General features: G+C 71.0%; 26 protein-coding genes. 12 read left to right on the forward strand and 14 right to left on the reverse strand.

The features are described from left to right. The first annotated feature begins 10 nt into the window (after positions 1 to 10). From O7618_RS31930 to O7618_RS31960, 7 genes are all read left to right on the forward strand, one after another. Positions 11 to 1303, forward strand: coding sequence for a pitrilysin family protein (locus O7618_RS31930; RefSeq protein WP_278109836.1), 1293 nt, complete (start codon positions 11 to 13; stop codon positions 1301 to 1303). Then, complete coding sequence (locus O7618_RS31935) at positions 1300 to 2643, forward strand: pitrilysin family protein (RefSeq protein WP_278109837.1); 1344 nt, start codon at positions 1300 to 1302, stop codon at positions 2641 to 2643. The genes O7618_RS31930 and O7618_RS31935 overlap by 4 nt, the downstream gene beginning before the upstream one ends. 100 nt (positions 2644 to 2743) lie before the next feature. Then, a complete protein-coding gene (locus tag O7618_RS31940) occupies positions 2744 to 3766 on the forward strand; it encodes an aspartate-semialdehyde dehydrogenase (protein ID WP_278109838.1) in 1023 nt (340 codons plus the stop codon). Positions 3767 to 3885: 119 nt separating this feature from the next. Further along, a complete protein-coding gene (locus tag O7618_RS31945) occupies positions 3886 to 4566 on the forward strand; it encodes a TMEM175 family protein (protein WP_278109839.1) in 681 nt (226 codons plus the stop codon). 67 nt (positions 4567 to 4633) lie between these two features. After that, complete coding sequence (locus O7618_RS31950; protein ID WP_278109840.1) at positions 4634 to 5050, forward strand: CBS domain-containing protein; 417 nt, start codon at positions 4634 to 4636, stop codon at positions 5048 to 5050. A gap of 161 nt (positions 5051 to 5211) precedes the next feature. Next, entirely contained in the window at positions 5212 to 5583 is a 372-nt protein-coding gene (locus O7618_RS31955) for an SCP2 sterol-binding domain-containing protein (protein WP_278109841.1), read from the forward strand. Continuing rightward, positions 5583 to 7643 (forward strand): glycogen debranching N-terminal domain-containing protein, encoded by a 2061-nt coding sequence (locus tag O7618_RS31960; protein ID WP_278109842.1) that lies wholly within the window; start codon positions 5583 to 5585, stop codon positions 7641 to 7643. The genes O7618_RS31955 and O7618_RS31960 overlap by 1 nt, the downstream gene beginning before the upstream one ends. A gap of 18 nt (positions 7644 to 7661) precedes the next feature. Here O7618_RS31960 and O7618_RS31965 read toward each other — a convergent pair whose 3' ends face one another. Both O7618_RS31965 and O7618_RS31970 read right to left on the reverse strand, forming a co-directional pair. Further along, positions 7662 to 8054, reverse strand: coding sequence for a VOC family protein (locus O7618_RS31965; protein WP_278109843.1), 393 nt, complete (start codon positions 8052 to 8054; stop codon positions 7662 to 7664). A gap of 11 nt (positions 8055 to 8065) precedes the next feature. Then, the gene (locus O7618_RS31970) at positions 8066 to 8719 is read right to left on the reverse strand and encodes an alpha/beta hydrolase (RefSeq protein ID WP_278109844.1); all 654 of its coding nucleotides are present in this window, start codon (positions 8717 to 8719) and stop codon (positions 8066 to 8068) included. A 99-nt stretch (positions 8720 to 8818) separates the two neighbouring features. Between O7618_RS31970 and O7618_RS31975 the strand changes: the two genes are divergently transcribed. Next, a complete protein-coding gene (locus tag O7618_RS31975) occupies positions 8819 to 9571 on the forward strand; it encodes a lysophospholipid acyltransferase family protein (protein WP_278109845.1) in 753 nt (250 codons plus the stop codon). Positions 9572 to 9948: 377 nt separating this feature from the next. On the opposite strand, the gene O7618_RS31980 is transcribed toward O7618_RS31975, so the two are convergent. The 7 genes from O7618_RS31980 to O7618_RS32010 all read right to left on the reverse strand — a co-directional run bounded on the left by O7618_RS31980 (position 9949) and on the right by O7618_RS32010 (position 16495). Then, on the reverse strand, positions 9949 to 10692 hold the full coding sequence (locus tag O7618_RS31980) for a hypothetical protein (RefSeq protein ID WP_278109846.1): 744 nt from the start codon (positions 10690 to 10692) through the stop codon (positions 9949 to 9951). 74 nt (positions 10693 to 10766) lie between these two features. Beyond that, positions 10767 to 11483 carry a response regulator transcription factor gene (locus tag O7618_RS31985; protein WP_278109847.1) on the reverse strand — a complete coding sequence of 239 codons (717 nt, stop codon included), beginning with the start codon at positions 11481 to 11483 and terminating at the stop codon, positions 10767 to 10769. Next, positions 11453 to 12589 (reverse strand): hypothetical protein, encoded by a 1137-nt coding sequence (locus O7618_RS31990; RefSeq protein WP_278110236.1) that lies wholly within the window; start codon positions 12587 to 12589, stop codon positions 11453 to 11455. Before O7618_RS31990 ends, O7618_RS31985 begins: the two co-directional genes overlap by 31 nt. A gap of 49 nt (positions 12590 to 12638) precedes the next feature. Further along, a complete protein-coding gene (locus tag O7618_RS31995; RefSeq protein ID WP_278109849.1) occupies positions 12639 to 13811 on the reverse strand; it encodes an ATP-binding protein in 1173 nt (390 codons plus the stop codon). Between the two features lie 109 nt (positions 13812 to 13920). Then, a complete protein-coding gene (locus tag O7618_RS32000) occupies positions 13921 to 14757 on the reverse strand; it encodes an alpha/beta hydrolase (protein WP_278109850.1) in 837 nt (278 codons plus the stop codon). Positions 14758 to 14865: 108 nt separating this feature from the next. Then, positions 14866 to 15207, reverse strand: coding sequence for a PPC domain-containing DNA-binding protein (locus O7618_RS32005; protein ID WP_278109851.1), 342 nt, complete (start codon positions 15205 to 15207; stop codon positions 14866 to 14868). 4 nt (positions 15208 to 15211) lie between these two features. Beyond that, positions 15212 to 16495: a helix-turn-helix transcriptional regulator gene (locus O7618_RS32010; RefSeq protein WP_347405404.1), complete on the reverse strand. Its 1284-nt coding sequence runs from the start codon at positions 16493 to 16495 to the stop codon at positions 15212 to 15214. Between the two features lie 169 nt (positions 16496 to 16664). Between O7618_RS32010 and O7618_RS32015 the strand changes: the two genes are divergently transcribed. Further along, positions 16665 to 17063: a TIGR03618 family F420-dependent PPOX class oxidoreductase gene (locus O7618_RS32015; RefSeq protein WP_278109852.1), complete on the forward strand. Its 399-nt coding sequence runs from the start codon at positions 16665 to 16667 to the stop codon at positions 17061 to 17063. Here O7618_RS32015 and O7618_RS32020 read toward each other — a convergent pair. Then, the gene (locus O7618_RS32020) at positions 16990 to 17979 is read right to left on the reverse strand and encodes a hypothetical protein (protein ID WP_278109853.1); all 990 of its coding nucleotides are present in this window, start codon (positions 17977 to 17979) and stop codon (positions 16990 to 16992) included. The two genes, O7618_RS32015 and O7618_RS32020, sit on opposite strands and share 74 nt — an antisense overlap. 95 nt (positions 17980 to 18074) lie before the next feature. Here O7618_RS32020 and O7618_RS32025 point away from each other — a divergent pair, with 95 nt between their 5' ends. Further along, complete coding sequence (locus O7618_RS32025; protein ID WP_278109854.1) at positions 18075 to 18659, forward strand: hypothetical protein; 585 nt, start codon at positions 18075 to 18077, stop codon at positions 18657 to 18659. Here the strand turns inward: O7618_RS32025 and O7618_RS32030 are convergent. Continuing rightward, positions 18626 to 19213, reverse strand: a complete 588-nt coding sequence (locus O7618_RS32030; RefSeq protein WP_278109855.1) for a GNAT family protein — start codon at positions 19211 to 19213, stop codon at positions 18626 to 18628. The genes O7618_RS32025 and O7618_RS32030 overlap by 34 nt on opposite strands. A gap of 70 nt (positions 19214 to 19283) precedes the next feature. On the opposite strand from O7618_RS32030, the gene O7618_RS32035 reads away from it, so the two are divergent. Together O7618_RS32035 and O7618_RS32040 are read left to right on the forward strand one after the other, a co-directional pair. Further along, positions 19284 to 19535 carry a hypothetical protein gene (locus O7618_RS32035; protein WP_278109856.1) on the forward strand — a complete coding sequence of 84 codons (252 nt, stop codon included), beginning with the start codon at positions 19284 to 19286 and terminating at the stop codon, positions 19533 to 19535. A 23-nt stretch (positions 19536 to 19558) separates the two neighbouring features. Further along, complete coding sequence (locus O7618_RS32040) at positions 19559 to 20221, forward strand: hypothetical protein (protein WP_278109857.1); 663 nt, start codon at positions 19559 to 19561, stop codon at positions 20219 to 20221. 275 nt (positions 20222 to 20496) lie between these two features. On the opposite strand, the gene O7618_RS32045 is transcribed toward O7618_RS32040, so the two are convergent. The 3 genes from O7618_RS32045 to O7618_RS32055 all read right to left on the reverse strand — a co-directional run bounded on the left by O7618_RS32045 (position 20497) and on the right by O7618_RS32055 (position 24302). Beyond that, entirely contained in the window at positions 20497 to 22131 is a 1635-nt protein-coding gene (locus O7618_RS32045) for a restriction endonuclease (protein ID WP_278103943.1), read from the reverse strand. A gap of 196 nt (positions 22132 to 22327) precedes the next feature. Further along, a complete protein-coding gene (locus tag O7618_RS32050; RefSeq protein ID WP_278103944.1) occupies positions 22328 to 22822 on the reverse strand; it encodes a TrmO family methyltransferase in 495 nt (164 codons plus the stop codon). 28 nt (positions 22823 to 22850) lie between these two features. Beyond that, positions 22851 to 24302, reverse strand: coding sequence for a Tat pathway signal protein (locus tag O7618_RS32055; RefSeq protein ID WP_278103945.1), 1452 nt, complete (start codon positions 24300 to 24302; stop codon positions 22851 to 22853). Positions 24303 to 24561 lie beyond the last annotated feature (259 nt).

The raw sequence follows: 24561 nt of genomic DNA on the forward strand, positions 1-24561 counted from the left end.
GCGTCGTGCCATGCCCGACAGCGGTTTCCCCTGGCCGATCGAGACGACCCGACTGGACAACGGCCTGCGCGTGGTGGTGAGCGAGGACCGCACCGCGCCGGCCGTGGCCGTCAACCTCTGGTACGACGTGGGCTCCCGCCACGAACCGGCGGGCCAGACCGGCTTCGCCCACCTCTTCGAGCACCTGATGTTCGAGGGCTCGGTGAACGTGGCGAAGACCGAGCACATGAAGTTGATCCAGGGCGCCGGCGGTTCGCTCAACGCGACCACCAACCCGGACCGGACCAACTACTTCGAGACCGTCCCGGCCGAGCACCTGGAATTGGCGCTCTGGTTGGAGGCCGACCGGATGGGTGGTCTGGTGCCGGCGCTCACCCAGGAGACGCTGGACAACCAGCGCGACGTGGTGAAGAACGAGCGGCGGCAGCGCTACGAGAACGTGCCCTACGGCGACGCCTGGCTGCGGTTGCTGCCGCTGCTCTATCCGCCCGGCCACCCCTACCACCACGCCACGATCGGGTCGATGGCCGACCTGAACGCCGCCGACCTGGCCACCTTCCAGGCGTTCCACACCACCTACTACGCGCCGAACAACGCGGTGCTGACGGTCGTCGGCGACACCACCGCGGCGGAGGTGTTCGCGCTGGCCGACAAGTACTTCGGCGGCCTGGCGCCGCGCCCGGACATCCCGGCCGCCCCGGACGGGCGCACGGTGCCGGCGACCGGACGGCCGGCGGAGGAGACGGTCACCGCCGACGTGCCCGCCGCCCGCGTCTACCTCGCGCACCGCACCCACCCGTTCGGCGACCCCGGCTACGACGTGACCACGGTCCTCGCCACCGTGCTCGGCAGCGGCCGGGGCAGCCGGCTCTACCAGCGGCTCGCCGACGGCGAGCGGATCGCCCAGCCGGACCTGGTCGGCGCGTACGGGGTCGACCTGGCGCACGCCCCGGCCCCGCTGATCGTCACCGCCACCGCCCGGCCCGGGGTGACCGCCGAGCGGCTGCGCGACGGGCTGGCCGAGGTGGTCGACGAGCTGGCCACCGTGCCGGTGACCGCCGCCGAGCTGGAGCGGGCGAAGGCGCTGCTGAGCACCATGTGGTGGCGTCAGATGTCCACCGTGGACGGTCGGGCCGACACGCTCGGCCGATACGCCACCCAGTTCGGCGACCCGGCGACGGCCGCCGACCGGTTGCCCGGCTGGCTGGCCGTCACCGCCGAGCAGATCGCCGAGCAGGCCGCCGAGCTGTTCGGCGCCGACGACCGGGTGATCCTGACCTACCTGCCCGAGGAGACCTCATGACGCTGATCGCCACCCGTCCCGGTCCCGGCGCCGCCCGCGCCTACCGGTTTCCCCAGGTGGTCCGGCGGGCGGTCGCCGGCGGGCAGGTCGTCGCCGCGCACCTGCCCGGGCAGAACCTCGCCGTCGCGCTGCTGCTGCTCGACGGCGGCGCCGGCCGGGAGCCGGTGGGCAAGGAGGGCCTCGGCGCGGTGCTGGCCAAGGCGCTGGAGGAGGGCACCGCGCAGCGGGACGCCACCGCGTACGCGCTGGCCATCGAGGCCCTCGGCACCGAGCTGGTGAGCGGGCTCGACTGGGACTCGTTCCAGGTCAGCGTGCAGGTGCCGGTGGGCCGGCTGAGCGCGGCGGTGGAGCTGATGGCGGAGGCGGTCCGCACGCCCCGCCTCGACCCGGCCGACGTGCTGCGGGTCCGCGACGACGAGGCGACCGCGCTGCGGATGGACTGGGCGAACCCGGGCCCCCGGGCCGACGCGGTCCTCCGTGCCGACCTGTTCGGCGCCGAGCATCGGAGGGGTCGCCCGCTCTACGGCGACCCGGAGAGCGTGGCGGCGCTGGAGGTGGACGACGTCACGGTCTTCCACTCGGAGTGGTTCATCCGCCCCGGCACCCTCGTCGTCGCCGGTGACCTGGACCGGATCGATTTGGACGCCCTCGGCGCGGCCGCGCTCGCCGGCACCGGCGGCGGGCCGGTGGACCGGGGCGGCCCGATCGAGGTGCCGCTCGCCGACCGGCGGCGGATCATCCTGGTGGACCGGCCCGGCTCGGTGCAGTCCACGCTGCGGCTCGGCCACCCGTCACCGCACCGCGCCCACCCCGACCACGTGCCGATGACGCTCGCCGGCACGGTGCTCGGCGGCGCGTTCACCTCCCGCCTCAACCACCTGATCCGCGAGGTGCGTGGCTACACGTACGGGATCCGCGGCGACTTCGCCTCGTCCCGGCGGTTCGGCCGGTTCGCGGTCAGCTCGGGCGTGCAGACCGCGGTGACCGCGCCGGCGCTCGTCGAGTCGGTGGGCGAGGTGACGCGCACCCGGGAGACCGGGGTGACCGAGGAGGAGCTGACGGTGGCCCGCTCGTGGCGGGCCGGGCAGCTCTCCGTCGAGTTGCAGAGCCCCCGCGCGATCGCGTCCGCGCTGACCACGCTCGTGGTGCACGACCTGCCGGACGACTACCACGCCCGGCTGCGCGAGGCGCTGCTCGCGGCCACCGTGGAGGAGGTCTCGGCGGCGGCCCGGACGCACCTGCACCCGGAGGCGCTGACGCTCGTCGTCGAGGGGGACGCGGCGGTGATCCGGGACGAGTTGGTGGCCGCCGGTCTCGGCGAGGTGGTCGACCACGCGTGACCGGGTGGGGGCGGCGGGATCGATGTGATTCCCGTCGCCCCGGCCCGCGCGCTGGGAAAGGCTTCCCGCCCACGCGGCCCGGCTGGGTAGCCTCGCGGGCATGAGGATCGGCATTGTGGGTGCCACCGGCCAGGTCGGTGGCGTGATGCGGCGGGTGCTGGCGGAGCGCGACTTCCCGGCGGAGCAGGTGCGGTTGTTCGCCTCGGCCCGGTCGGCCGGGCGCGCGCTGCCCTGGCGCGACGGCGAGGTGACCGTCGAGGACGCGGCCACCGCGGACTACCGCGGCCTGGACATCGTGCTCTTCTCGGCCGGCAAGGGCACCGCGAAGGAGTTGGCCCCGCGCGTCGCCGAGGCCGGCGCCGTGGTGATCGACAACTCGTCGGCGTACCGGATGGACCCCGACGTGCCGCTGGTCGTCGCCGAGGTCAACCCGCACGCGATCGCCGACCGGCCCAAGGGCATCGTGGCCAACCCGAACTGCACCACGATGGCCGCCATGCCGGTGCTGCGCCCGCTGCACGCCGAGGCCGAGCTGGTCAGCCTCGTGGTCGCCACCTACCAGGCGGTTTCCGGCGCCGGCCTGGCCGGGGTGGCCGAGTTGGACGACCAGGTCCGCAAGGTGGCCGAGGACGCGAGCGCGCTCGCGTTCGACGGTTCGGCGGTGCAGTTCCCGGCCCCGCGCCAGTTCGCCCGCCCGATCGCGTTCAACGTGCTCCCGCTGGCCGGTTCGATCGTCGACGACGGCTCCTTCGAGACCGACGAGGAGCAGAAGCTGCGCAACGAGAGCCGCAAGATCCTCGGCATCCCCGGGCTGAGGGTCTCCGGCACCTGCGTGCGGGTGCCCGTCTTCACCGGCCACTCGTTGCAGATCAACGCCCGGTTCGCCCGGCCGATCGACCCGGCCCGGGCCCGCGAGCTGCTCGACGGCGCGCCGGGGGTGGCGCTGAGCGACGTGCCCACCCCGCTGGAGGCGGCCGGGCAGGATCCGACGTACGTGGGGCGGATCCGGGTCGACGAGACGGTCGAGCACGGGCTGGCGCTGTTCTGCGCCAACGACAACCTGCGCAAGGGCGCGGCGCTCAACGCCGTGCAGCTCGCCGAGTTGGTCGCCGCCGAGCGCTGAGCCCGGCCGACCGATTCGCGGCACCACCGGAGGCGTCCGTCCGGGACCGGCACGGACGCCTCCGCAGTGGGTATGCGGGCCCGGTCGCCGGCGGCCCACGCCGGCGGGTGGGGGGAACCATGCCGGCCGGACCGGGCGCGGAGGACGTCGACGAGGTCGAGACCGGGCTGCGTTCGGACACGGCGCGGGCGATCGGCTTCAGCGACGCGGTCTTCGCCATCGTCGTCACCCTGCTCGTGCTCGACCTGCGCGTGCCCGAGGTGGCGCCGGGCGGGATGTGGCACGCGTTGCTCGACCAGTGGCCGGTCTATCTCGCCTACGTCACGTCGTATCTGTACGTGGCGGTGAACTGGCTGAACCACAAGGGGACGTTCCACCGGGTGCGCTGTGCCGACCGGGGCCTGCACTGGGCGAACCTCGGGGTGCTCTTCAGCGTGGCGTTGCTGCCGTTCGTCACCGCGCTCGTCTCCCGTGCGGTGGAGGCGGGCGACGCCTACGACGAGCGGGTCGCGGTCACCGCGTACGCGGTGGTCGGCGTCGTCCTCTCCGCCGCCTGGCTCTGGCTCTACCACTACCTGAGCCGGCACCGGGAGTTGCTCCAGGCGGGCGTGGTCTCCCGGTTCTTCGAGGTCGAACGGATCCGGGCGGCGCTCGGCGTGGTGGCGTACGCGGTCGCCGGCCTGGTGGGCTGGGTGAGCGTGCCGGCGGCGCTGGTGGTGCTTCTGCTGCTGCCGCTCTTCTACGGGCTGTCCAGCAACGGCACCTACGACCTGCGCCGGCGGCTACGTCGTCGGCGGTGAACCGGCCCGCGTTACCCCGCCTCGAGCGGTGGGTAGACCGCGGTGCCGACACCGAGAGGGGAGCACCATGACAACGGTCGGAGAGTTCATGACGACCCGGTTGGTGACGATGGACGGCAACGACACGCTCGCCGCGGCGGCCCAGGAGATGCGCGACAGCGCCATCGGCGACGTGGTGGTGACCGACGGCGACAACGTGGTCGGTATCGTGACGGACCGGGACATCACGGTCCGAGCCGTGGCCGAGGACCGGAACCCCGCCACCACCCGGCTCAACGAGATCACCAGCAAGGACGTGGTGACGGTGAGCCAGAACGACGACGCGGTGGCCGCCGCCGACCTGATGCGCACCTACGCCGTCCGCCGGCTGCCGGTGACCGAGGACGGCCGGCTGATCGGCCTGGTCTCGATGGGTGACCTGGCGGTCGAGCGGGAACCCCAGTCGGTGCTCGCGGACATCAGCGCCGACGACCCCAACAACTGACGTCCGCCCGTGGTGCCGCCGGCCCCCGGTTCGGGGGCCGGCGTCCCGCGTCCTCGGGCCCACGTGACCTCACCCGATCCGGGCGAGGTTGACCCGGGAGCCGGCGGGCACCCGTGCTGTCGACGAGGAGGACGCTGGTAGCGCGGGAGGAGTCGCCTTCGATGGTGGACACGGCCATGAGATTCTTCGAGGAGTTGGACCGGCGGGGCTTCGAGCCGCTGTTGGTCAAGACCGTCGGAACCCTCCGGTTCGACCTGCACGAGGGGGCCCAGACCAACCACTGGCTGCTGGAGATCGACCGGGGCAAGCTGCGGGTCCGGCAGGAGGACGGCGAGGCGGACACCGTGGTCGGCACCGACCCCCGGCTCTTCGGCGCCCTCGTCGCGGGTGAGGAGAACGCGATCGCGGCGCTGCTGCGCGGCGACATGACAGTCGTCGGCGACCTGCGGCTCGTCCTGCAGATCGAGCGGGTCTTCCCCGGTCCGCCGGACTCCCGAGGGCCGCACCACGCCTTCGCCAGGAGGGCTGCCTGATGGCCGGGAGCAACACCGTCCGGATCCTGGACGGAAACACGTTCGTGGTCTCCGAGGACACCGGTGACATCGAGGCCACGCCGAGCGAGCCGACGGGTCTCTTCTCGCTCGACACGCGGTACCTGTCGAAGTGGGTGCTGACGGTGAACGGGGAGCGGCTCAACGCGCTCTCCTACGACGACCTGCAGTACTACGAGGCCCGCTTCTTCCTGGTGCCGGGCATGGCCACGCACTACGTGGACGCGAAGCTCTCGGTCATCCGGGAGCGGGTGGTGGGCGGCAGCTTCCGGGAGACGCTGACCATCCTCAACCACGACGAGAAGGCGGTCGACCTGGAGATCCGGATGGAGGCGGGCTCCGACTTCGCCGACCTCTTCCAGATCAAGGACGAGATCCTCAACAAGAAGGGCGAGTTGTACGCCGAGGCGGAGCCGGACCGGCTGCGACTGGGCTACCGGCGGGGCAACTTCAAGCGGGAGACGGTGCTCTCCGCGAACCAGCCGGCCCGCTACGACAACCGGGGCATGGCCTGGAGCATCCACCTGGAGCCCAACGAGCAGTGGGAGGTCCTCCTCGACGTGCAGACGTTCGCCATCGGCCCGGGGGGCCGGGACCTGCGGATGGGGTTGCGGGCACACGGCACCGAGCGGCTCGCGCTCCAGCACGACCTGGAGGAGTGGATCGACAGGGCGCCGAAGGTGAACAGCGAGCACGGCCGGGTCGCCGCGACCTACCGGCGGAGCATGGTCGACCTCGCCGCGCTGCGCTTCTCACCGCTGTCGCTCGGCGGGCAGACGTTGCCCGCCGCCGGTCTGCCCTGGTTCATGACCATGTTCGGTCGGGACAGCATCCTCACCTGCCTCCAGGTGCTGCCGTTCGCGCCGGAGATGTCGAAGACCACGTTGCGCATTCTCGGTGCTCTCCAGGGCACCCGGTTCGACGACTTCCGGGACGAGGACCCGGGCCGGATCCTGCACGAGATGCGCTACGGCGAGACCGCCGCGTTCGAGGAGCAGCCGCACTCGCCCTACTACGGCTCGGTGGACGCCACCCCGCTGTTCGTGGTGCTGCTCGACGAGTACGAGCGGTGGAGCGGCGACGTGGCGCTGGTCAAGGAGCTGGAACGGGAGTGCCGCGCCGCGTTGAAGTGGATCGACGACTACGCCGACCTGGTCGGCAACGGCTACATCTGGTACGAGCGGCGCAACACCGAGAACGGCCTGGAGAACCAGTGCTGGAAGGACTCCTGGGACTCCGTCTCGTACGCCGACGGCTCGCTGCCGTCGTTCCCGCGCGCCAGTTGCGAGGTGCAGGGGTACGCGTACGACGCGAAGATGCGGGCGGCCCGGATGGCCCGGAAGTTCTGGGGCGACCCCGGGTACGCCGATCAACTGGAGCGCGAGGCGGCGGAGCTGAAGGAGCGGTTCAACCGGGACTGGTGGGTCGAGGAGGACGGGTTCTACGCGCTCGCGCTGGACCCGCAGGGACGCAAGTGTGACGTGCTCAGCTCCAACATCGGCCACCTGCTGTGGAGCGGCATCGTCGACGAGGAGCGGGCGCCACGGATCGCCGAGCACCTGGTGGGGCCGCGGCTGTTCTCCGGCTGGGGGGTGCGGACGCTTGCCGAGGGCGAGGTCCGCTACAACCCGATCGGCTACCACAACGGCGCGATCTGGCCGTTCGACAACTCGTTCGTCGCCTGGGGCCTGCGCCGCTACGGCTTCGCCGAGGAGGCGGCGACCGTGGCGAACGGGATCCTGGACGCGGCGACCTATTTCGACGGTCGGCTGCCGGAGGCGTTCGGTGGTTACCAGCGGGAGCTGACGAAGTTCCCGGTGGAGTATCCCACCGCGTGCAGCCCGCAGGCCTGGTCGACCGGGGCGCCGCTGCTGCTGATCCGGACCATGTTGGGGCTGGAACCGCACGAGGGTCACCTGGCCGTGGACCCGCGGCTGCCGGTGGGCATGGGGCGGATCGAGGTGCTGGACATCCCGGGCCGGTGGGGCCGGGTGGACGCGTTCGCCCGGGGCCGGCTGGACCTGCACAACCTGGCCGGCTGACCGGCCGCCGGCCCGGGATCAGTGGCCGGGCGGTGGCTCGGTGCCGTGTGCCTCGTGCGGGGGCAGCAGGCAGAACTCGTTGCCCTCCGGGTCGGCCAGCACCGTCCACCGGGGCAGTTCGCGCACCACTGTCGCGCCGGCCTCCAGCACGGCGGCCCGTTCCTCCGCGTCGCCGACCAGGTCGAGGTGGATCCGGCCGGGCGCGGGCAGCTCGGCGGCGGGACTGATCCACAGGTCCGGCCGCCGTCCGTGCGGGTCGCGCAGCAGCACCGCCTCGGTCGGCCCGAGCGTCCGGTCGGCGAGCTTCGCCCGGTCCGCCTCGACCACCGGTAGCCCACTGACCGCGCTCCAGAACGGGGCGAGCAGGTAGGGATCGCGGCAGTGGATGACGATCGCGGCGAGGTCGGGCATGCCTGTAGAACCTAGCCGTCCTGGACCTCCGGCAGGACGTTGTCCAGGAACGCGGCGGCGACGGCGCGCAGGTCGGGCCGGGCCAGGTCGAGCGCGTGGCCGCCGTGGGTGAGCCACAGGTGCGTGGGGTGCCCGGCGGAGAGCAGCCGGCCGGCCAGCTCGACCGTCTGGGCGGCCGGCACCGGAACGTCGTCGCACCCCTGCACCAGCAGCACCGGCACGCCCGAGCCGAGGTGGGTGGCGACTGTCGCGTCCGTGGTGGCCGGGTCGTCGGCGGCCGGCGGATGGCCCAGCAGGTCGGTCCACGGGTCGTCGCCGGGGGCACGGTGACGCCGCTGCGCCGGGTCGAGCGGGTCCACCGGAGCCCAGTACGCCAGCGCGCCCGCCACGTCGCCCGGCCGGTCCACCCCGCGCAGGGCCAGGTGCAGGGCGAGCATCCCGCCGGCCGAGTCGCCGCCGACCAGCAGCGGCAGGCCACCGGCCCGGGCCACCCGCGCGGCGGCGCGTACGTCGTCGAGCTGGGCCGGCCAGCGGGCCTGGTGGGAGAAGCGGTAGTGGGCCGGCGCCACCCGTAGCCCGAGCGGCGCGAGCGCGGCGCCGTCCTCGTGGGCCCGGGCCCGCCAACCCCCGCCGTGGATCCAGAGCAGTACGCCGCGTTCGGTCATCCCGTCATCGTGGCGGTGGCCGGCCGCGGGGACCACCCCGGTCTGCGCAGAGCAGAGCGGCCCTACGGAGGCGTAACCTACCCGGGGTAAAGTTACCGGATGCCGGAGCTCGTGTACCCGCCCGTGATCACCGCCGCCAAGACGATGTTCCGCGCTCTCGACCTGCGCCTGGACGTGCGGGGCAGCGAGCACGTGCCCGCCACCGGCGGGGCGGTGCTGGCGTCCAACCACGTGAGCTACCTCGACTTCATCTTCTGCGGCTACGGCGCGCACGCGTCCCGCCGGCTGGTCCGGTTCATGGCCAAGGAGAGCGTCTTCCGGCACCGCGTCTCCGGCCCGCTGATGCGCGGCATGAAGCACATCCCGGTCGACCGCGCCGCCGGCGCCGGGTCGTACGCCGCCGCGGTCGCCGCGCTGCGCCGGGGCGAGGTGGTGGGCGTCTTCCCGGAGGCGACGATCAGCCGCTCCTTCACCGTCAAGGACCTCAAGAACGGCGCGGCCCGGATGGCGCAGGAGGCCGCCGTGCCGCTGCTGCCGGTGGCGCTCTGGGGCACCCAGCGGCTCTGGACCAAGGGGCGCCCGCGCACCCTGGCCCGGCGGCACACCCCGATCACCATCCTGGTGGGCGAGCCGATGGACCCGGCCGGCTACCCGGACGCCACGGCCATGACCACCGACCTGCACACCCGCCTGTCGGCGCTGGTCGACCGCGCCCAGCGGGACTACCCGGAGCAGCCGGCCGGCCCGGACGACGCCTGGTGGCTGCCGGCCCACCTGGGCGGCGGCGCACCCACCCCGGAGCAGGCCGTCGAGCTGGACCGCTCCGACCGCCGTTCCCGCAGCACCTCCTGACCGGGCCTGCCCCGGCCCGTTCGCACCGCCGCCGGGCGTGGCCCGGCCTGGGAGACGGGCCGGGCCACGCCTTGTGGTGCCGGTGAGACTGGTTCCGGTCGCCTACGAACTTGATGACGTGGATGGGTCACGGCCCGAGAAGGTGGCGCGGGCGGGCGCACCGGTAAGCCGGGGCGGGCGAGGCTGGCCCGGCGCCGCTCAATTCCCGGGCCCGACTTCGCGGCGCGAGGCTCATGAGTCATTCGTGCCGTCAAGTTCGCCGGCGGCATGGGGACGCATCTGCCGCGCGGCCACGGTGGGTCGGCCCCGGCAGCGTCGGGACACGACTACCGCGGCGGCCCCTCGGCGCACGCGGTCACCGCCACCTGCCCGCCGGGTCAGCAGGCGGAGCCGGGCTGGTCCCGGGCCGGGAAGTCGGGCCGTGGCCAGGTCGACGCCTCCGCCACCGGGTGGCGGTAGTAGTCGTCGCGGGACAGGAACTCGACCGGGAGCGAGCCGGGCAGCGTGACCGCGCCCAGCGCCGGCCCGGGGGAGGCGGTGACCCGGGTGGCGAGGACGTCCCGCTCCGGTGGGGACAGGTCCACCAGGTCGGGATGGGCCAACCGGAACCCGGCGACCGAGCGGCGTACCTGCCGGGCCAGCGCGGTGACCAGGGCGACCGGCCCGGTGAGCGCGAGCGCCGGCTGCCGGATGGTGCGCAGCGCGTCGCACACCACGCGCAGCTCCACCGCGTCGTCGCCCACCTCGGCCAGCTCCACCCGGGACGGCCACTGCCAGCGGATCTGACCGCTGACCAGGCGGGACAGCCGGGCCGGACGCCGGTGCCGGGCGCCGGTCGAGCCGTCCCGCCCGGGGACCAGGGACAATTCGGGGCCGGTGCACACGTAGGCCAGCCGCCGGTCGGTCACGGTGACCGACGCCGGGTCGGGCAGCGCCCAGCAGCGCACGTCCTCGGTGGGACCGAGCAGGTGACCGGCGACCCGCAGCCGGTGCTGGCCGAGCAGCCGCTCGCCCGGCTCGGGCACCAGCGCGTAGCGCCGGTCGAGCAGCGGACGGGTGGGGTCGTCGTCGGCGTCGAAGCGGTGTGGCCCGATGAAGAAGGGTGCGGCGTCCTCCGGCACGGTACGACCTCCCGGTGACGGTTGGCGGTATCGGTGAGCCTGACGGATTCCTGGGGTGATTGTCATGACACCCGTTAGGGGGTCGGCCGGTCGGCCGACGCCTGCGACCGGTAGATGCCGATCTCTTCCGGTCGGACGAGGCCGTCCTCGATCGCACGGGCGAGCAGAGCGGCCTTGGTGGCCGCCGGACGACCCGCTCGGGTGTACTTGATCCGCGCCCGGTCCACGTACTGCTTGACGGTGTGCTCGCTGATCTGCATCCGGCGCGCCACCGACGCCTTCGACATCGACTGGAACCAGAGCAGCAGCGCCTCGCGCTCCTTGTCCGACAGGACCGGCCGGCCCGGGCGGGCGTCGCCGACCATCGCGCCGGCCAGCGCCGGCGGCACGAACGGGCGGTCGCTCGCCGCCGCGAGCACGGTGCCCACGCAGTGTTCCCGCCCCTCGTGCTTGGCCAGGAAGGCCACCGCGCCCGCGTCCAGGGCGGCCAGCATGGTCTGCGGGTCGGTGTGCTCGGAGTAGACCACCACCCGCCGCCCGGCCGCGCTCAGCTCGGCCAGCTTGTCGAGCACCATCCGTCCGTGCAGCCGCAGGTCGAGCAGCACCACCTCGGCGTCCGGCGCGGCCCGCAGCACCGCGTCCGGGTCGTCGCCGGTCGCCAGCACCCGCAGTCGCGGCTCGGTGGCCAGCCAGGCGCGCACCCCGTCGATCACCACCGGGTGGTCGTCGACGATCGCCACCCCGATCGGGTGCCCGGCGTTCACGTCCGCCGCCAGCGGGTCTGCGTCCATCTGATCTCCCCGTCCCGCTCGTGCACGCGCTCCACCGGGCCGTCGCCGCCGGCCGGCGCCACGGAGTCGTCGGGGCCGTCGTGGTCCGGCGTCACCAGGCTGACCACCACCTCGTCCGGGCCGGCGACCACGGTCAGCCGGGCCCAGCCGCGGGCGCCGGCGAGCGCGCCGGTGAGTGGGTCGGCCAGCCCCCGGCGCACGTCGACCGCCAGCGCCGGCGGGGTGCCGACCGCGACCAGCTCGATCGGCAGGCCGTTCCGTTCCGCCAGATCGGCCGCGGCGCGCAGCTCGTGCAGCAGCGGGTCGGGCACGTCGTCGGACTCGGCGATCAACCGGCGCAGTCGGGCGGCGGCCAGCACCGCGCGGCGGCGTACCGCCTCGTCCGCCGGGTCGGCGTCGCCTGCCGCCAACGCCGCCAGCACCTCCTCGGCGGTGCCGCTGACCAGGGCGAGCCGGGCCTGCCGTTCGACCTGGGCGCGTTCGGCCGCGTCCCGTTCCGCGGCCACCGCCAGCACCGCGGCGGCGGTGCCGGCCCGGTCCCGGGCCAGCGCGGTCAACGCCGCCGCGCCGGCGAAGACCGCCACCGGCAGCGTCGAGGTGCCGTAGACGTACATCGCGTAGCGGCTCAGGTCGGCCGGCGCGGTCGCGCCGTGCAGCACCACCGCCACCAGCGCGATCGTCGCGTGCGCCGCGAGCACGGCCAGCAGCCAGCGCACCGGCCGCTGCCAGAGCACCAGCAGGAGGAACCAGGCCAGCCCACCCCACACCCAGTTGGCGGTGCTGAACAGGAACCGGTCACCGACCGCCGCGAAGACCGCCGCGTCGACCAGCAGCAGCGCCGTGGCCAGCCGCCGGGCCGGGGGGAGTCCACCGCGCAGCAGGCGTACGCCGGTGGCGACGCCGACCAGCGCGGTAACCAGCCAACCGACCGCCACCACCGCCGGTGCGGCCATCCCGGGCCCCGCCGCCAGCACCGCCGGCAGCCCGATCACCAGGTGCCAGGCCAGCGCGATGACCACCGCGACGAGCCGCGCGCCCCGGTCCGACGCGTCCGCCACGGCGTGCGCCTCCGGCGACGCCCCGGCCACCCCGGCGCGCACCGGCATCCGGGGCAGGGGGAGTGACGCCCGGCCGGCGGTGACCGCCGTGGAAAACTCAGTCGCCATCCGACCACTCCAGCCGTACCCGGGTGCCGGCGCCCGGGGCGGAGGTCACCACCGCCCGACCGGCCACCGTGTCCATCCGACCGTGGATCGATTCGCGCAGCCCGTACCGGTGGGCCGGGACCGTCGCCGGATCGAAGCCCGGACCGTCGTCGACCACCTCGACCACGACGGCGCCGCGCTCGCGCGCCAGCCGCAGCGCGGTGGTCGCGCCCGGCGCGTGGCGCGCCACGTTGGCCAGCGCGGCGGCCGCGCTGTCGGCGAGCGCCGCGGCGACCTCCGCCGGCACCCGGCACCGCGGCAGCGTCGCGGTCACCCGCAGCTCCGGCAGCCCGGCGAGGACGGTGCGCAGCCGCTCGTCCAGGTCCGCCTCGCCGGTCGCGGTCCGCGCGCCGGCCAGCGCGCCGAGGGTACGCAGATCCGCCGCGCACCGCTCGCGCAGCGCCGCCGAGCCGCCGGGGACCGCGCCGAGGCCGACCATGGTCAGCGTGCCGAGCACGGTGTCGTGCAGGTCCCGGTTGTGCCGCCGTTCCGCCTCGCGCGCGGTGCGCGCCACCACCACCTCGTGCGACAACCGCCGGTAGTCGGCGAACGCGGCGTCGCCCCGACCGATCCAGCGGCGCATCACCGCGGTCATCACCGCCGTGCAGCCGGTCTGCACCAGCAACGTGCCGGTGTGCGCCCGGGCCTCGACCGGGTTGCCGGCCAGCGTCGCGCCGGTCGCGTAGGCGGCGGTGACCAGCAGGCCGGCCGGCACCGACCAGCGGGCCGGGGCGGTGGCCTGTGCGTTGATCACGGTGGTGCTGGCCAGCACCGCGACCCAGCTCGCCTCGCCGGGCAGCACCTCCGGCGCGACCAGCCATCCGAGGGCCAGCGCGGTGGCGGTGGTGAGCGCCACGTCGCCGGCCATCAGCGCGACGCCGATACCGTGCCGGAACGCGCGCGCCGCATACCAGCAGGACCAGGCGGTGAGCGCCAACACGGCCGGGATCAGCAACGCCACCCGCACCGGCGGCGTCCGCACCGACAGGGCGACCACCGCGCCGACCAGCCCGCAGGTGAGCCGGAGCAGGGCCGGCAGGGTGGTGAAGATCAGCGTGAACGCGCCGCCCGCGGGACGGTCCAGTGGGGACCGGGGCAGGGTCGTGGCGGCGGCCACCGGCATCGGGGAGGTGTCCTTCCGGCAGCGACCCGGCCGGGTCCGCACGGCAGAGATTGACGCCGGAGAATAACATGTTTTGTCGGAACGGTCACCCTCGGTGCGCGGCGCGTCGCTAACCCGATCTGCGGCTGAGCCACTCCAGGGCCGCCTCGGCGTGCCGGAGCACGGAGATGTGCCCGTCGCCGGAGAAGCAGCGCAACTCGGCCGACGGGCACCGGGCGGCCAGCCACTCGGCGTGTGCCACCGGCGCGATGCCGTCCCGCTCGCCGTGCAGCAGCAGCACCGGCACCGCGACGTCGGCCGGGTCGAAGCCCCACGGCCGCACATAGGCCAGGTCGTCGTCGATCAGCGGGCCGGGACCGCGCTCGGTGCCGGGCCCGACCACGCTGTCGAACCAGGACCAATCCGCGTGCAGCGCGGCCAGGTCGACGTCGGTGAACTCGGGATCGTATTCCACGCCGGAGGTCTCGTGCGCCTCCTTGGCCGCCCGACCCGCGGCGGCGGCCCGCAGCGACGCCACCCCGGACGGCACCATGCCGGCGAACCAGTCCAGCCCGGCCGCGCCGTAGGGTGCCAGCCCGGCGCCCACGACCACCGCGACCACCCGCTCGGGCAGCAGCGCGCCGCAGGCCAGGGCGTGTGGGCCGCCACCGGAGTGGCCCATCACCGCGAACCGGTCGAGGCCGAGCGCGTCGGCCACCGCGGCCACGTCCGACGCCGCCGAGGCGACGTCGCGACCCGGTGCCGGCGTGGAGCCGCCGTAACCGGGACGGTCGTGCGACACCCAGCGCAGCCCGAGGCGGTCGGCGGCGGCGAACAGCGGCGCGGGCGGGGCGCCGACGTTCGGCGTGCCGTGGTGCCAGACGACGGGCAGCCGGTCGACCCCGCCGGTGTCGTAGACGTGCAGGGTGCGGCCGTCGGGCAGGCGCAGGTCCGTCTCGGTCACCATGGGCGCAGATTAGCGGCGACCGGTGACACGCCCGCCGCCGTGCGTGCCTTTCGAGCTGATATCAGGAACGACTCGACGGGGTAGCCTCGCGGTGACGTCGCCGTGTGGTCATTCCGATTCCAGGGCCACGGCGTACGCGTGGACGAAGAAGGACTCCACCCGTGCCCAGTGCAGGTGGCCGGAGAGGGCGACGTCACCTTCCCGGCCGAGCACGACGTGTAGATGCACCTCGCCATCCCGGATCTCACCGGTGCCACTCACCTCACATGGCTGCCGATACTCGGTGACGATGTCCGTGCTCACGTCGCCGGCCGGCATGTTGCTGATCGCGCACTCGTCCACGGCGCCGATCAGGGAGACGATCGCGCCGTCGGTGATCCCTTGCTCAGCGGCCAACCGGGTGAGCGTCTCGACAACCTCTTCGCCGCGATTGACTGACAGCATCTTCATGCGCCTACCCCATTGCCAGTGGAGTGACTCCGGCCAACGCAGCGGCGAAAGCTCGTAGATTCTCCGGGCACCGCTCACGCCGCACGGCCGACATGATCACAGATCGTGTGCCTGCGTCCTCGGTGTCGATGCATCCCGAGACAAGCAGCGCCGCACACCATCTCGCGGCGGCATCACGGCTGTTCATGAGTTCGTCGGTGAGAAGCCGGGATGCCCGCGATCTGGTGTCGCCGCTGACCCCCGATTCCCAGCCGTTCCGCTGTGACTCGCTCATGGCGGACAGGTGAGCGGCTTGCTCCCAGGGCACCTTCAGGACTCGACTGGCCACGGCGGTGACGTAGAGATGCCGAGCATCCTGATCCGCACGGATTACGGAAATTGCCCCATCATCCAGCTCGGCGGCACCGACCTTGGCGAGAATGCCAGCAGCATTCACCCTGAGGACGGCCGTAGCGCCCCTACGCATCAGGAGCACAAGCCCCCGCCGTGTGTCTTCCTCGCCCGCGACCAGCCTGCTGATGACCAGATCCGTGGCATGGCTGGTCTGTGCCGTGGCGAGTAGGTGGCCGCTGCCGTGCGTGATGTCACCGAAGACTCGGTGGGCGACCAGGACCTCAGTCAAGTGGGGGTCAGTGAAGCGATAGCCACCTCCCGCTCCTCGGACCACGTGTGGATGCGTGTTCAACCGTCGGACGAACGGCTGTGGGACCCTCGATAGGTCCAGCTCGTCCGTGCGGCTCTGCCAGAGATGCCATGCGAGCCACAGGACCGCCTCGTCACTCTCCCGACTCTCAGGGGTCGGCTGTCCACGCAGGATGCCCCCCGTCGCGATGGCCGCCGAGGCGAAGAACTGGCGCCTGTCCACTCCACCCTCCATCTGGTCGATCCGGTCGTTCCTGGCCGGTAGCGCGAACCACAGCCGGTCCGGGGGTATGCGCAGCACCGTTGCCCACTGGGCCAGACGGTCAAGGTGAACGATCGGCGGACCGTTCTCCACCCGGCTGAGCTGAGCCTGGCTCATGCCCACCCACGCGGCCACCTGAGTCTGGGGGACCGGATGGCGACCGTGATGAGGATGCGTGCGCCACGCCCGAATCACCTGGCCCATGTGGCGGCGCCGCAGCGCCCCCGACACGAATGCCTCACCCCAGAACTCGGCGGGAACCTCGGGCGCCTCACCCGGGTTGCGAAGTCGCTGTGAGAGGCAGGGCGAGCAGTGCCCATCCCGATTGTCGCGCGCAAGGCGCGTGCCGCATTGGCAATGACGGACCTGATGGTCATCTGACATCGTCGCGTCCTCGGGAAGCGGCCGGCTACGGACGGTGGGCGGGGCGGCTTGAGGATCTCACGCACGCGCCCGCGGTCCCATACGCAACGCGCATATCGTTGTCTGTCGTGGTCGTACGAGGACGCGTAGCAGATCGCGCAGCTCTCCGGGGATGTGGTGCACTGTGCGGATGGCTGCCCCACTTCCGCCCGACGTCGACGCCCGGCTCGTTCGGGAGCGGAACGTGTGGCTGTGCACGCTGCGCCCGGACGGCTGCCCGCACGTCACGCCGGTCTGGTTCGTTCACGCCGACGACGTCTGGTGGGTCGGCTGCGAGGCCGGCAGCGTCAAGGCCCGCAACGTGGCGGCGGACCCGCGCGTCTCGCTGGCGCTGGAGGACGGCGACCACCCGGTCGTCGCGGAGGGCGACGCCCGGCTGCACCACGCCGACTTCCCCGCCGCCGTGGTGCGGGCCTTCGCCGACAAGTACGGCGGATGGGACATCCGTCAGCCGGTCACCCCGGACGGTGGCCGGGTGCTGCTGGAGATCCCGGTCCAGCGGTGGCTGCTCGCCGGCGCCGCGCGCTGACGCCGCAGACCTGCCAGGGCGTCAGGTCCAGGTGCGGATAACGCTGCGCCACACCGGCGACGGTGTCGGCGGTCCAGTAGGGATGGCCCGGCGGCGGAAAGCCGAACAGTCCGAGCTGCGCCGGGGTGGCCCGGCTCACGAATCGGTACCAGGCGGGCTGGTGGCTCCGCTCGGCCCAGGCGTGCCGGTCGCCCCACTCCACAGCCGTTGGTCGGAAGCAGAGGTGCATGGTGTAGCGGGCGCCGCGCGGCGTGGTCATGCCGGTGCCCCGGTGGAACGTGCCGGGCTGGAACGCGACCACCGTGCCGGCCGGACCGGCGCCGGACACCTCCGCGTCGTAGAGACCAGGGCTGCCGGTGGGCGCGACGAAGTCACCGAACCGCTCGCCCACATCGGTCCGGGGATACCAGTTCGGCCTGGCCGGAAGATCCCGGGTGTGCCGCCTGGACAGCAGGTGCGGCGGGCCGAGGCCCTCGGGCACGTCGACGAGGTAGACGAACATCTCCAGTTGTCGACAGTCGGGAGCGTCCGTCGGCACCAGCAGCGTGTGGTTGAGGTAGTCGCGGTGCAACTCCTGGTCGTAGTCGGCCGCCCCGGTGAACTTCGCCCAGGACTCCGCCGAGGAGATGCGGAGATCGTCGGTACGGAGCAACGCGCGGGCCAGACCCACCAGGCGGTCGCCCGTCGCCAGCAGGCTCAACTCGACGCTCTCGAACGGAAACCCCTGGATGCCGGCGAACTCGTCGCCGAGGTAGCGGTCCCGACGCGGATCCGTCCCGTCGTGGAAGCCCTCCGGCGACGGAAACATGCTTCCCAACTCGCCGAGCGCCGGCGCGAGGTCGGTGGCCGGGAGGAAGCCGGGCAGGACGACGAACCCGTCGCTCTCCCAGGCGTCCCGGACGGCGTCGTCGGTCATCCGGGCAGTATCACGAAGGATCCACGCGCGTGCATCCGAATTGCGCGCCCGGGCGTGGTAGACCGGTACGAGGGTCCGGACGGACGGGGGGAGACATGGTGGAATCGCGCGCGTTCTGGCTCGACGAGCACGTCGACCGTGAGCACGGCACCGGCGGGCATGGTCGCTACGAGGCGGAGGTGCTCGGACGTACCGATGAATTCGCCGACACGTGGGGCGACATCGCGCCGGTCGCGTTCGCCGCGACCGCCTGGCGGATCGCCACCGAGCTGTCACCCGGCTACGTGCGTTGGCATCGGCGGATCGTGTCGGCGACCTGCGCGCCGAGCCCGTGGGACGGCAGCCTGATCGGCGCCGTCACGGTGATCTCCCGGTGGCCGGCCGAACTCACCTGGACGAAGCAGTGGCAGCGCGACCGGGGATGGCGGGACTGGCCGCAGTTGTTCGGGCAGTACACGACACCGACCGAACAGGACCTGACCCGCAGCCCACACCTGCGCGCCCTGCTCCAGGTCGACGCGCCCGTCCCGCTCGGCGACCTGCCGCCGGCACCCGACGGGCCGGGCGACGCGCTGGCGGCCACCGCGCGACGCGCGGTCGTCGTGCTCACCCGGGAACTCAATGACCTGCTCGGCCCGATGATCGGTCAGCTGGAGGCGGGCGTCCCGGCCGACTCCTGATCGCCCGCCGGTCGCCAGTCCCGCCGCAGCAGCCCGAACACCCACGAGTCGGAGACCTCGCCGGCCACCACGCAGTCCTCCCGCAGCGTGCCCTCCCGCACGAACCCGAGCTTCTCCAGCACCCGGGCGGACGCCACGTTGCGGGTGTCGGTCTCCGCCTGGACGCGGTTCAGGTCCAGCGTGTCGAACGCCCAGCCCAGCAGGGCGCGCGCGGCCTCCGTCGCGTACCCCTGGCCCCAGGCCGCGTCGTCGAAACAGTAGCCCAGCGACGCGCTGCGGTAATCCGGGTTCCAGCGGACCAGGCCGCACCAGCCGAGGAACGCCCCGTCGGAGAGCCGGTCCACGGCCACCCGCGCCCCGGTGCCCTCCTCGGCCATCCGCCGGCACGCCGCGACGAACCGCGCGGCGCGTTCCGGGTCGTGCCACGGCGGCGAGTCCCAGTAGCGCAGGACGCGGGCGCTGCTGTGCAACGCGAAGAGGTCGTCCGCGTCGCGGTCGGCGAAGGGACGCAGCCGGAGACGGGCGGTGCGCAGGGTGGGGGTGGGCAGCAGCATGGGCCCGATGATCCCGCTCGGCACGGGCGGCCGGTCAACCGGATATCCGGTGCTGGGCTAGCGTGGGGTGGTGGGCGTAGTCCTGGCGATCCTGCTGGTCGCCGGCTGCCTGGTGGGCGTCCTGGGGCTGCTCGCCTGGCTGGCGGCCCGGGTTCGCCGCCGAGGGGTCGGCGACAATGTGATGGGCCCGTTCGAGGAGATCTGGCATCCGGGCGCCCACCGATTCCGCGCCGAGACCAAGGTGTACGAGGAACGCGTGGTGCCGCTGCCGTCCGCCGCGGATCCGCAGCGGCGCGGTCGAGGGTGGCGGTCCCCGAGTTGATGAACGGACCGACGATGCTTCTCGTGCACAGCCCGCTCCTCACCTCGGAGACGTGGAGTGCCCTGCGGCCGCACCTCGAAGAGGCAGGGTGGCGGGTGGCGGTCCTGGACCTTCGCGCTCTGGTCGAGTCACCGTCCTTCCACGCGGCGGTCTGCGAGTCCGCCGCCGACATCACCCGGGGCACGCCCACCGTGGTCGTGGGCCACAGCCGCGCCGGTCCCTATCTGCCCGGCATCGCCGACGCCGTCGGTGGCGACCGGCTCGACGTCGTCTTCATGGATGCCCGCCTGCCACATCCGGGGACGAGTTGGTTAGGGTCGCTGCCGCCGGAGCAGGCCACATGGTTGCGCGAGCTGGCGGCTCCCGGCCGGCTGCCGACGTGGGACACCTGGTTCCCCACCCACTCGATCGCCGAGATCCTGCCCGACCCGGAACAGCGGCGACGGGTGCTGCACGGCTTACCCGAGCTTCCGTGGCAGCTCGTCTCCGAGGTGCTACCGGCACCAGGGCGGGGGTGGCACTCTGCCGGACGGGTCTACCTCCAGTTAAGCGCCGCGTACCAGGCCACGGCGGTGCAGGCGGAGGAACGTGGATACCGGGTCCGGAGCCTGGACGCCGAACATCTGGCGATGATCACTCAGCCGGCGAGGGTGGCCGATCTGCTGCTGTCGGCCCTGCTGCCGTAAGGCGGCGGTGTCCAACTCCTGGCAGTTACCGGTGCGCCCGGCAGGATTCGAACCTGCGGCCTTGGGATTAGAAGTTGAATTCCGCACGGGTTAGCGCGTTGTCATGAGTGGCTAGGGGTGTCTATCTGTCCTGGTAGACACCCCTATGCTTGCCGGTCCGTGTCAGCTCGTGATGCCGGGTCCAACGGCGTCCGGGCTCACAGCGGGCACACCTGCACGACGGTCGGCGCGTAGTGCAGGCGTGGGTAGGTGGCCTCTGTAGAGCTGAACCCAATCTAGCGTAAACCGAAGCTGCGGATGAGATGAGGCCGCTCATTCAGTAGAAACTCCAAGCGGGCGTCATTCCAAACTTCGATTATTGGGCGCTGCCCACGGGAATTGTGTCGTTCGATCCAGGCGATGGCGTCAGAGGTGAAGCGTCCACTAGTCGCCAGAACAAGCACATCGAATGGCGGATTGTCCCAGTGGCTGATGCTTACGACGGCTTGGCTTGCATCAGTATCACGGATGGCGCGGGAGAGCCAATGCTTGCATTGAATTGCGACTCGCTGTGAACTATGCCCGCTCAATGGATCTTTGCGAAGGCGCATGGCACTCACATCACGCCCATGGTCGGCGGCGTTGGTGTGCATAAGCCAATCGACGTTTTCGTAACCCTCGGTCTCGACAACAAGCTGGAAGATAAGACGCTCAAAGGCGGTGAAGTCAATCTTCTCCCACGCCAATTCTAAGCCCGCTCGCCTGACGGGAAGGTCAACCGGCGAATATGCCATAGCGTCTTCGAGTTGGAGTGCTCGGGAGAAAAGTATGTGCGAAATCGTCGACTGTGGCAAGCGTGAGTCGCGCCGATAAACGCTTACGTCCCAACCTTGGGCGTAGGCGCGATCGACGTCTCCCGAGATTCTAGTTATTGCGCTGTTCGCGGCCTGCTTTGCAGGCACCCGTTCCCTCGCCATGTAAGCGGCGCTATCTCTTGCTGCTCGCCAGATGAAGTAGTACATCTGACCGATTGAGTACCAACGCAGCGCGTGGCGGAAAACCTCTTCTGTCCGTTGCCCTGGCGTAAAATCGAGCCCATGTCGTTTGAGCATGTGAACCAAATAGGCTTTGCACTCCGACACCGCGAGGTCGAACCAGAAGTCCGAGAACTGGTCCGTCCAACGGTCGGGCCAGTTGTCCCGAGAGATTATCTGGGAAAGTCCCTTGAGGTATTCTCGAAGCCGACTCTCCACATCGCCAGTGCCTGTCAGATAATAAGACGCAAGCATTGGGTAATGTTGGTTGTCAAGCGTGCCATCGTCCTTCCATACGAAAGCATCGGATGACGAAGAGGGATGTATCTGTAGAATCCCTCGGTCGATGAGGGCTTTGAGCAGCTTCAGATCAAGGTCTGATGTAGGCGTTAAGGGGGTGCCTCGTTCTACGACTGGAACGGTAACTCCTTCGGAGACCTCTTCTCCGTCTTCGAATAATGCGGCCACCGCTAGAGCCGATGGCAGATCGAGATCTTCGGCACGAATCGGTGACCCGCTCTCCGCTACTTCGAAGTGCTCGGAGATCGCAGCCTGCATAGCTGCCGCCGCTCTACGTCGGTCAGCTTCCAGTCGTTGCTTCTCTGATTCGACGCAGGTCCGGCAACGGGTGGGTGCGAAGCGGTGGCCGGAGGTCCATTCCGAACGAGTTCTGTATATGAATCCCTTGCCGCACTCAACGCATGACTTGCTGGACGAGCGGGCATAGCAAGATTCCGAGACGGTCTTGCTGATCTTATGTGCGGGCTGTTCAAAGCGCTCTGATAATTCTTTTACTGTCCATGAGAAGGAGCCGTCGTCTTCAGTAGCCCAATACATCGAGCAGAGATCAGCAAGTGTCGCATCCTCAGCTTCGACCTCGACCTTGAACTCCGGCACGAGACCTCCCTGGCCGTTCGTTAACCCGCCCTGGGACTTACAAATGCTCGGCAGGTAGGTTGCGTTTCCATTTCAATTCGACGGCTGCGAGTCATGTCGACAGCCAGTCTAGTGCTGGCCCTAGCGATTAGCTTTCGGGTGAAGTGGCAGGTCGAAGTGGTCTGCCCACCCGAATATGTCGTCCTTCAGATGTTCGCTATTTCTGATTCTCGATCGGCGGCGAAAAGTAGAGTCCCAACATCTGAGTTGTCCAGTCGGCTTGGCGAACTTCGCCTCGCGGGCCGAATTCCGAGAACCAAGGCTTGATGTCAAAAACGGGGCTGCCGCTAACCGCGTCCAGATCCTCAACGTGAAGGTCAAGACCCTCAACTTTGATGAGGCGGCACCGGGATACGCCTAGCCAGTTGATGCGGCGCATGTTGCGGTGGCCGAAGATGCCTACCTCGGGCCACTCGGGGTTGTCTCTCGGGCGGCGAGCACCAAGATGCAGATCGGTAGGATCTGTGAGGTGGAAGCGGAAGACGATTTCTAGGTGAGAGAACTCATCAAGCCCTTTGGTGGCAGCCGGCGAGAAGCGTTCGCCATCGATTCGGACGATCGCTCGGCTGCCGCCCCAGTAGTCGTCGGTCGGCTCGGTTCGCCCGCCTACGACGTGCGCAATGGGTTCGACGGTGAATCTTTCGGCTGTCATCGCGGCCTCCGGTCTTCGGGGTTGCTGTTTAGGCGAACGCTGCCAGGTAGCTCTTCGCTCGCGTGTCGATGTCTCGGACTGCTCGGATGTTGCGGCGCGTGTAGGGGGCAAGGATGGCGCGCATGTCGGCGGCAACTTGGCGTGTGCGGCCCGAGCGGACGCCGTCCATCGCGTCCAGCGCGCGGGACCACGTGCCGCAGGCTTCCTCGATCTCGCCCTGTCGTGCCTGCACTGCTCCCATGTATCCGAGGGTGACTGCATGGGTGCGCGTAAAGGCCGAGGCTTTCCGGGTCCTCACGCTGCGGCGGAAGTGTCTCGCCGCGCCCGCCAAGTCGCCCGTATCGCGAAGCGCGCAGGCAGTTTCGTGAGCCAGGCTGGCTTCCGCGAAGAAGAAGACCCTCCCGGGTTCGTCGTCGCCTTGGGTGGCGGAGGAGAGGTCATCCTCGGCACGGAGTAGCGCGCGGGCGGAGCGTTGTTTCTCGCCGTTCACCGCGAGCGCGCGAGCGTAGACAACGCCGAGTAGTGCGCGCTCTCTCGGGGAGGCGGACTCGTAGCGCTCACCGTCGACGGAAGCCGCCGCCAGGTCGAGAGCGTGCTTGTGGTGCCCGAGGTCGACGGCCTGGTGCGCCATTGCGCGTAGGACGTGGCCTGCCATCGCAGGATTGTCGGCCTCGGCGGCCAGCTTCACTGCCACGTTGAAATAGTGCTGGCCGACGTTGTGTTCGCCGTTGTCGAACGCCATCCAGCCCGCCAGGTAGGCCAGCTCACTGGCGGCGGTGAACATGTCACGTCTGAGGGTTTCGTCGGCGTACCGGCCGCGTAGGTAGTTCGCCACGTCGGAGGTGAGGTACTGGACGACTGCCGAGCGGGCGTGTCCGCCACCTCGCCGCTGGTCAACGCGTGAGAACAGCGAAACCATGTCGGTCACTGCCTCGACGTCGCCCTTACTCACGTTCCGGCCAGCTCCTGCACCACGGGTCTGGCCACGCTCGGCCATGTGCGTCCACCAGCGATCGGTTGGCAGCGCCAGCGCGGCGAGCGAGTAGGCGGCAGTGCTGAGAACGCGTCTGCGTTCAGCGTCCACGTCGACTCTCCCGAGTTCGGTTAGCGATGACAGCGTATCGACCTGCCAACCGAGCATGTCCGTTGAGGACAGCGGTTGGCCGGGCAACCCGATCTCGTCGAGAGTGACGACCCGACCGAGCTTTCGAGACAGCGCCTCACAGAGCAGCAGAGGTGCCCGGCCGGAGGGTTTGGAGCCAGCGATCCAGTGAGAGACGTGGGAGCGGCCTACTCCGACGAACTCGTTGGCGTTGCTCTCCTGGGCGACGCGGACCAGCGCTCGTGCAACCTCGGCGTGAGACATTCCCGCCTCCGCGATGACGGCTGCGAGCTTGGCATTTCCGGGTCCTGGTTGCGGCACAGCGCCCCCCGCCTTTAGTCGATCTTTCACCACGTTCACCGCTTCGACGTGCGTCACAGAGTACCTACGGGCTGTGGTTTGCGATTCGCTGTAGGTACGCAAGACAGCGGCCAACCCGGTGCACATTAGGCCATATCCCCTCCGTCTTGCATACCGGAGACCGCAGTGGGCTCCCCATTGCTACGAGCGGTGCGCGCCGTGGTGGTGGGCGATGGGCGGGGCACGCCGTGTGACCAGCGTGGATGGATTTACGCGGCGTGCCCCACCCCCCTTGGAGGCAGATCACGTGACGACTTACCTCGGTGGTGGTCAGGTC

Origin of the sequence: Micromonospora sp. WMMD980, assembly GCF_029626035.1 — a bacterium.
Taxonomy (GTDB): domain Bacteria; phylum Actinomycetota; class Actinomycetes; order Mycobacteriales; family Micromonosporaceae; genus Micromonospora.

What these genes read in the sequence shown, in the direction of transcription:
- O7618_RS31930 (WP_278109836.1), top strand. Translation starts at nt 11, where the DNA reads ATGCCCGACAGCGGTTTCCCCTGGCCGATCGAGACGACCCGACTGGAC.
- O7618_RS31935 (WP_278109837.1), top strand. Translation starts at nt 1,300, where the DNA reads ATGACGCTGATCGCCACCCGTCCCGGTCCCGGCGCCGCCCGCGCCTAC.
- O7618_RS31940 (WP_278109838.1), top strand. Translation starts at nt 2,744, where the DNA reads ATGAGGATCGGCATTGTGGGTGCCACCGGCCAGGTCGGTGGCGTGATG.
- O7618_RS31945 (WP_278109839.1), top strand. Translation starts at nt 3,886, where the DNA reads ATGCCGGCCGGACCGGGCGCGGAGGACGTCGACGAGGTCGAGACCGGG.
- O7618_RS31950 (WP_278109840.1), top strand. Translation starts at nt 4,634, where the DNA reads ATGACAACGGTCGGAGAGTTCATGACGACCCGGTTGGTGACGATGGAC.
- O7618_RS31955 (WP_278109841.1), top strand. Translation starts at nt 5,212, where the DNA reads ATGGTGGACACGGCCATGAGATTCTTCGAGGAGTTGGACCGGCGGGGC.
- O7618_RS31960 (WP_278109842.1), top strand. Translation starts at nt 5,583, where the DNA reads ATGGCCGGGAGCAACACCGTCCGGATCCTGGACGGAAACACGTTCGTG.
- O7618_RS31965 (WP_278109843.1), bottom strand. Translation starts at nt 8,054, where the DNA reads ATGCCCGACCTCGCCGCGATCGTCATCCACTGCCGCGATCCCTACCTG.
- O7618_RS31970 (WP_278109844.1), bottom strand. Translation starts at nt 8,719, where the DNA reads ATGACCGAACGCGGCGTACTGCTCTGGATCCACGGCGGGGGTTGGCGG.
- O7618_RS31975 (WP_278109845.1), top strand. Translation starts at nt 8,819, where the DNA reads ATGCCGGAGCTCGTGTACCCGCCCGTGATCACCGCCGCCAAGACGATG.
- O7618_RS31985 (WP_278109847.1), bottom strand. Translation starts at nt 11,483, where the DNA reads ATGGACGCAGACCCGCTGGCGGCGGACGTGAACGCCGGGCACCCGATC.
- O7618_RS31990 (WP_278110236.1), bottom strand. Translation starts at nt 12,589, where the DNA reads ATGCCGGTGCGCGCCGGGGTGGCCGGGGCGTCGCCGGAGGCGCACGCC.
- O7618_RS31995 (WP_278109849.1), bottom strand. Translation starts at nt 13,811, where the DNA reads ATGCCGGTGGCCGCCGCCACGACCCTGCCCCGGTCCCCACTGGACCGT.
- O7618_RS32000 (WP_278109850.1), bottom strand. Translation starts at nt 14,757, where the DNA reads ATGGTGACCGAGACGGACCTGCGCCTGCCCGACGGCCGCACCCTGCAC.
- O7618_RS32005 (WP_278109851.1), bottom strand. Translation starts at nt 15,207, where the DNA reads ATGAAGATGCTGTCAGTCAATCGCGGCGAAGAGGTTGTCGAGACGCTC.
- O7618_RS32010 (WP_347405404.1), bottom strand. Translation starts at nt 16,495, where the DNA reads ATGTCAGATGACCATCAGGTCCGTCATTGCCAATGCGGCACGCGCCTT.
- O7618_RS32015 (WP_278109852.1), top strand. Translation starts at nt 16,665, where the DNA reads ATGGCTGCCCCACTTCCGCCCGACGTCGACGCCCGGCTCGTTCGGGAG.
- O7618_RS32020 (WP_278109853.1), bottom strand. Translation starts at nt 17,979, where the DNA reads ATGACCGACGACGCCGTCCGGGACGCCTGGGAGAGCGACGGGTTCGTC.
- O7618_RS32025 (WP_278109854.1), top strand. Translation starts at nt 18,075, where the DNA reads ATGGTGGAATCGCGCGCGTTCTGGCTCGACGAGCACGTCGACCGTGAG.
- O7618_RS32030 (WP_278109855.1), bottom strand. Translation starts at nt 19,213, where the DNA reads ATGCTGCTGCCCACCCCCACCCTGCGCACCGCCCGTCTCCGGCTGCGT.
- O7618_RS32050 (WP_278103944.1), bottom strand. Translation starts at nt 22,822, where the DNA reads ATGACAGCCGAAAGATTCACCGTCGAACCCATTGCGCACGTCGTAGGC.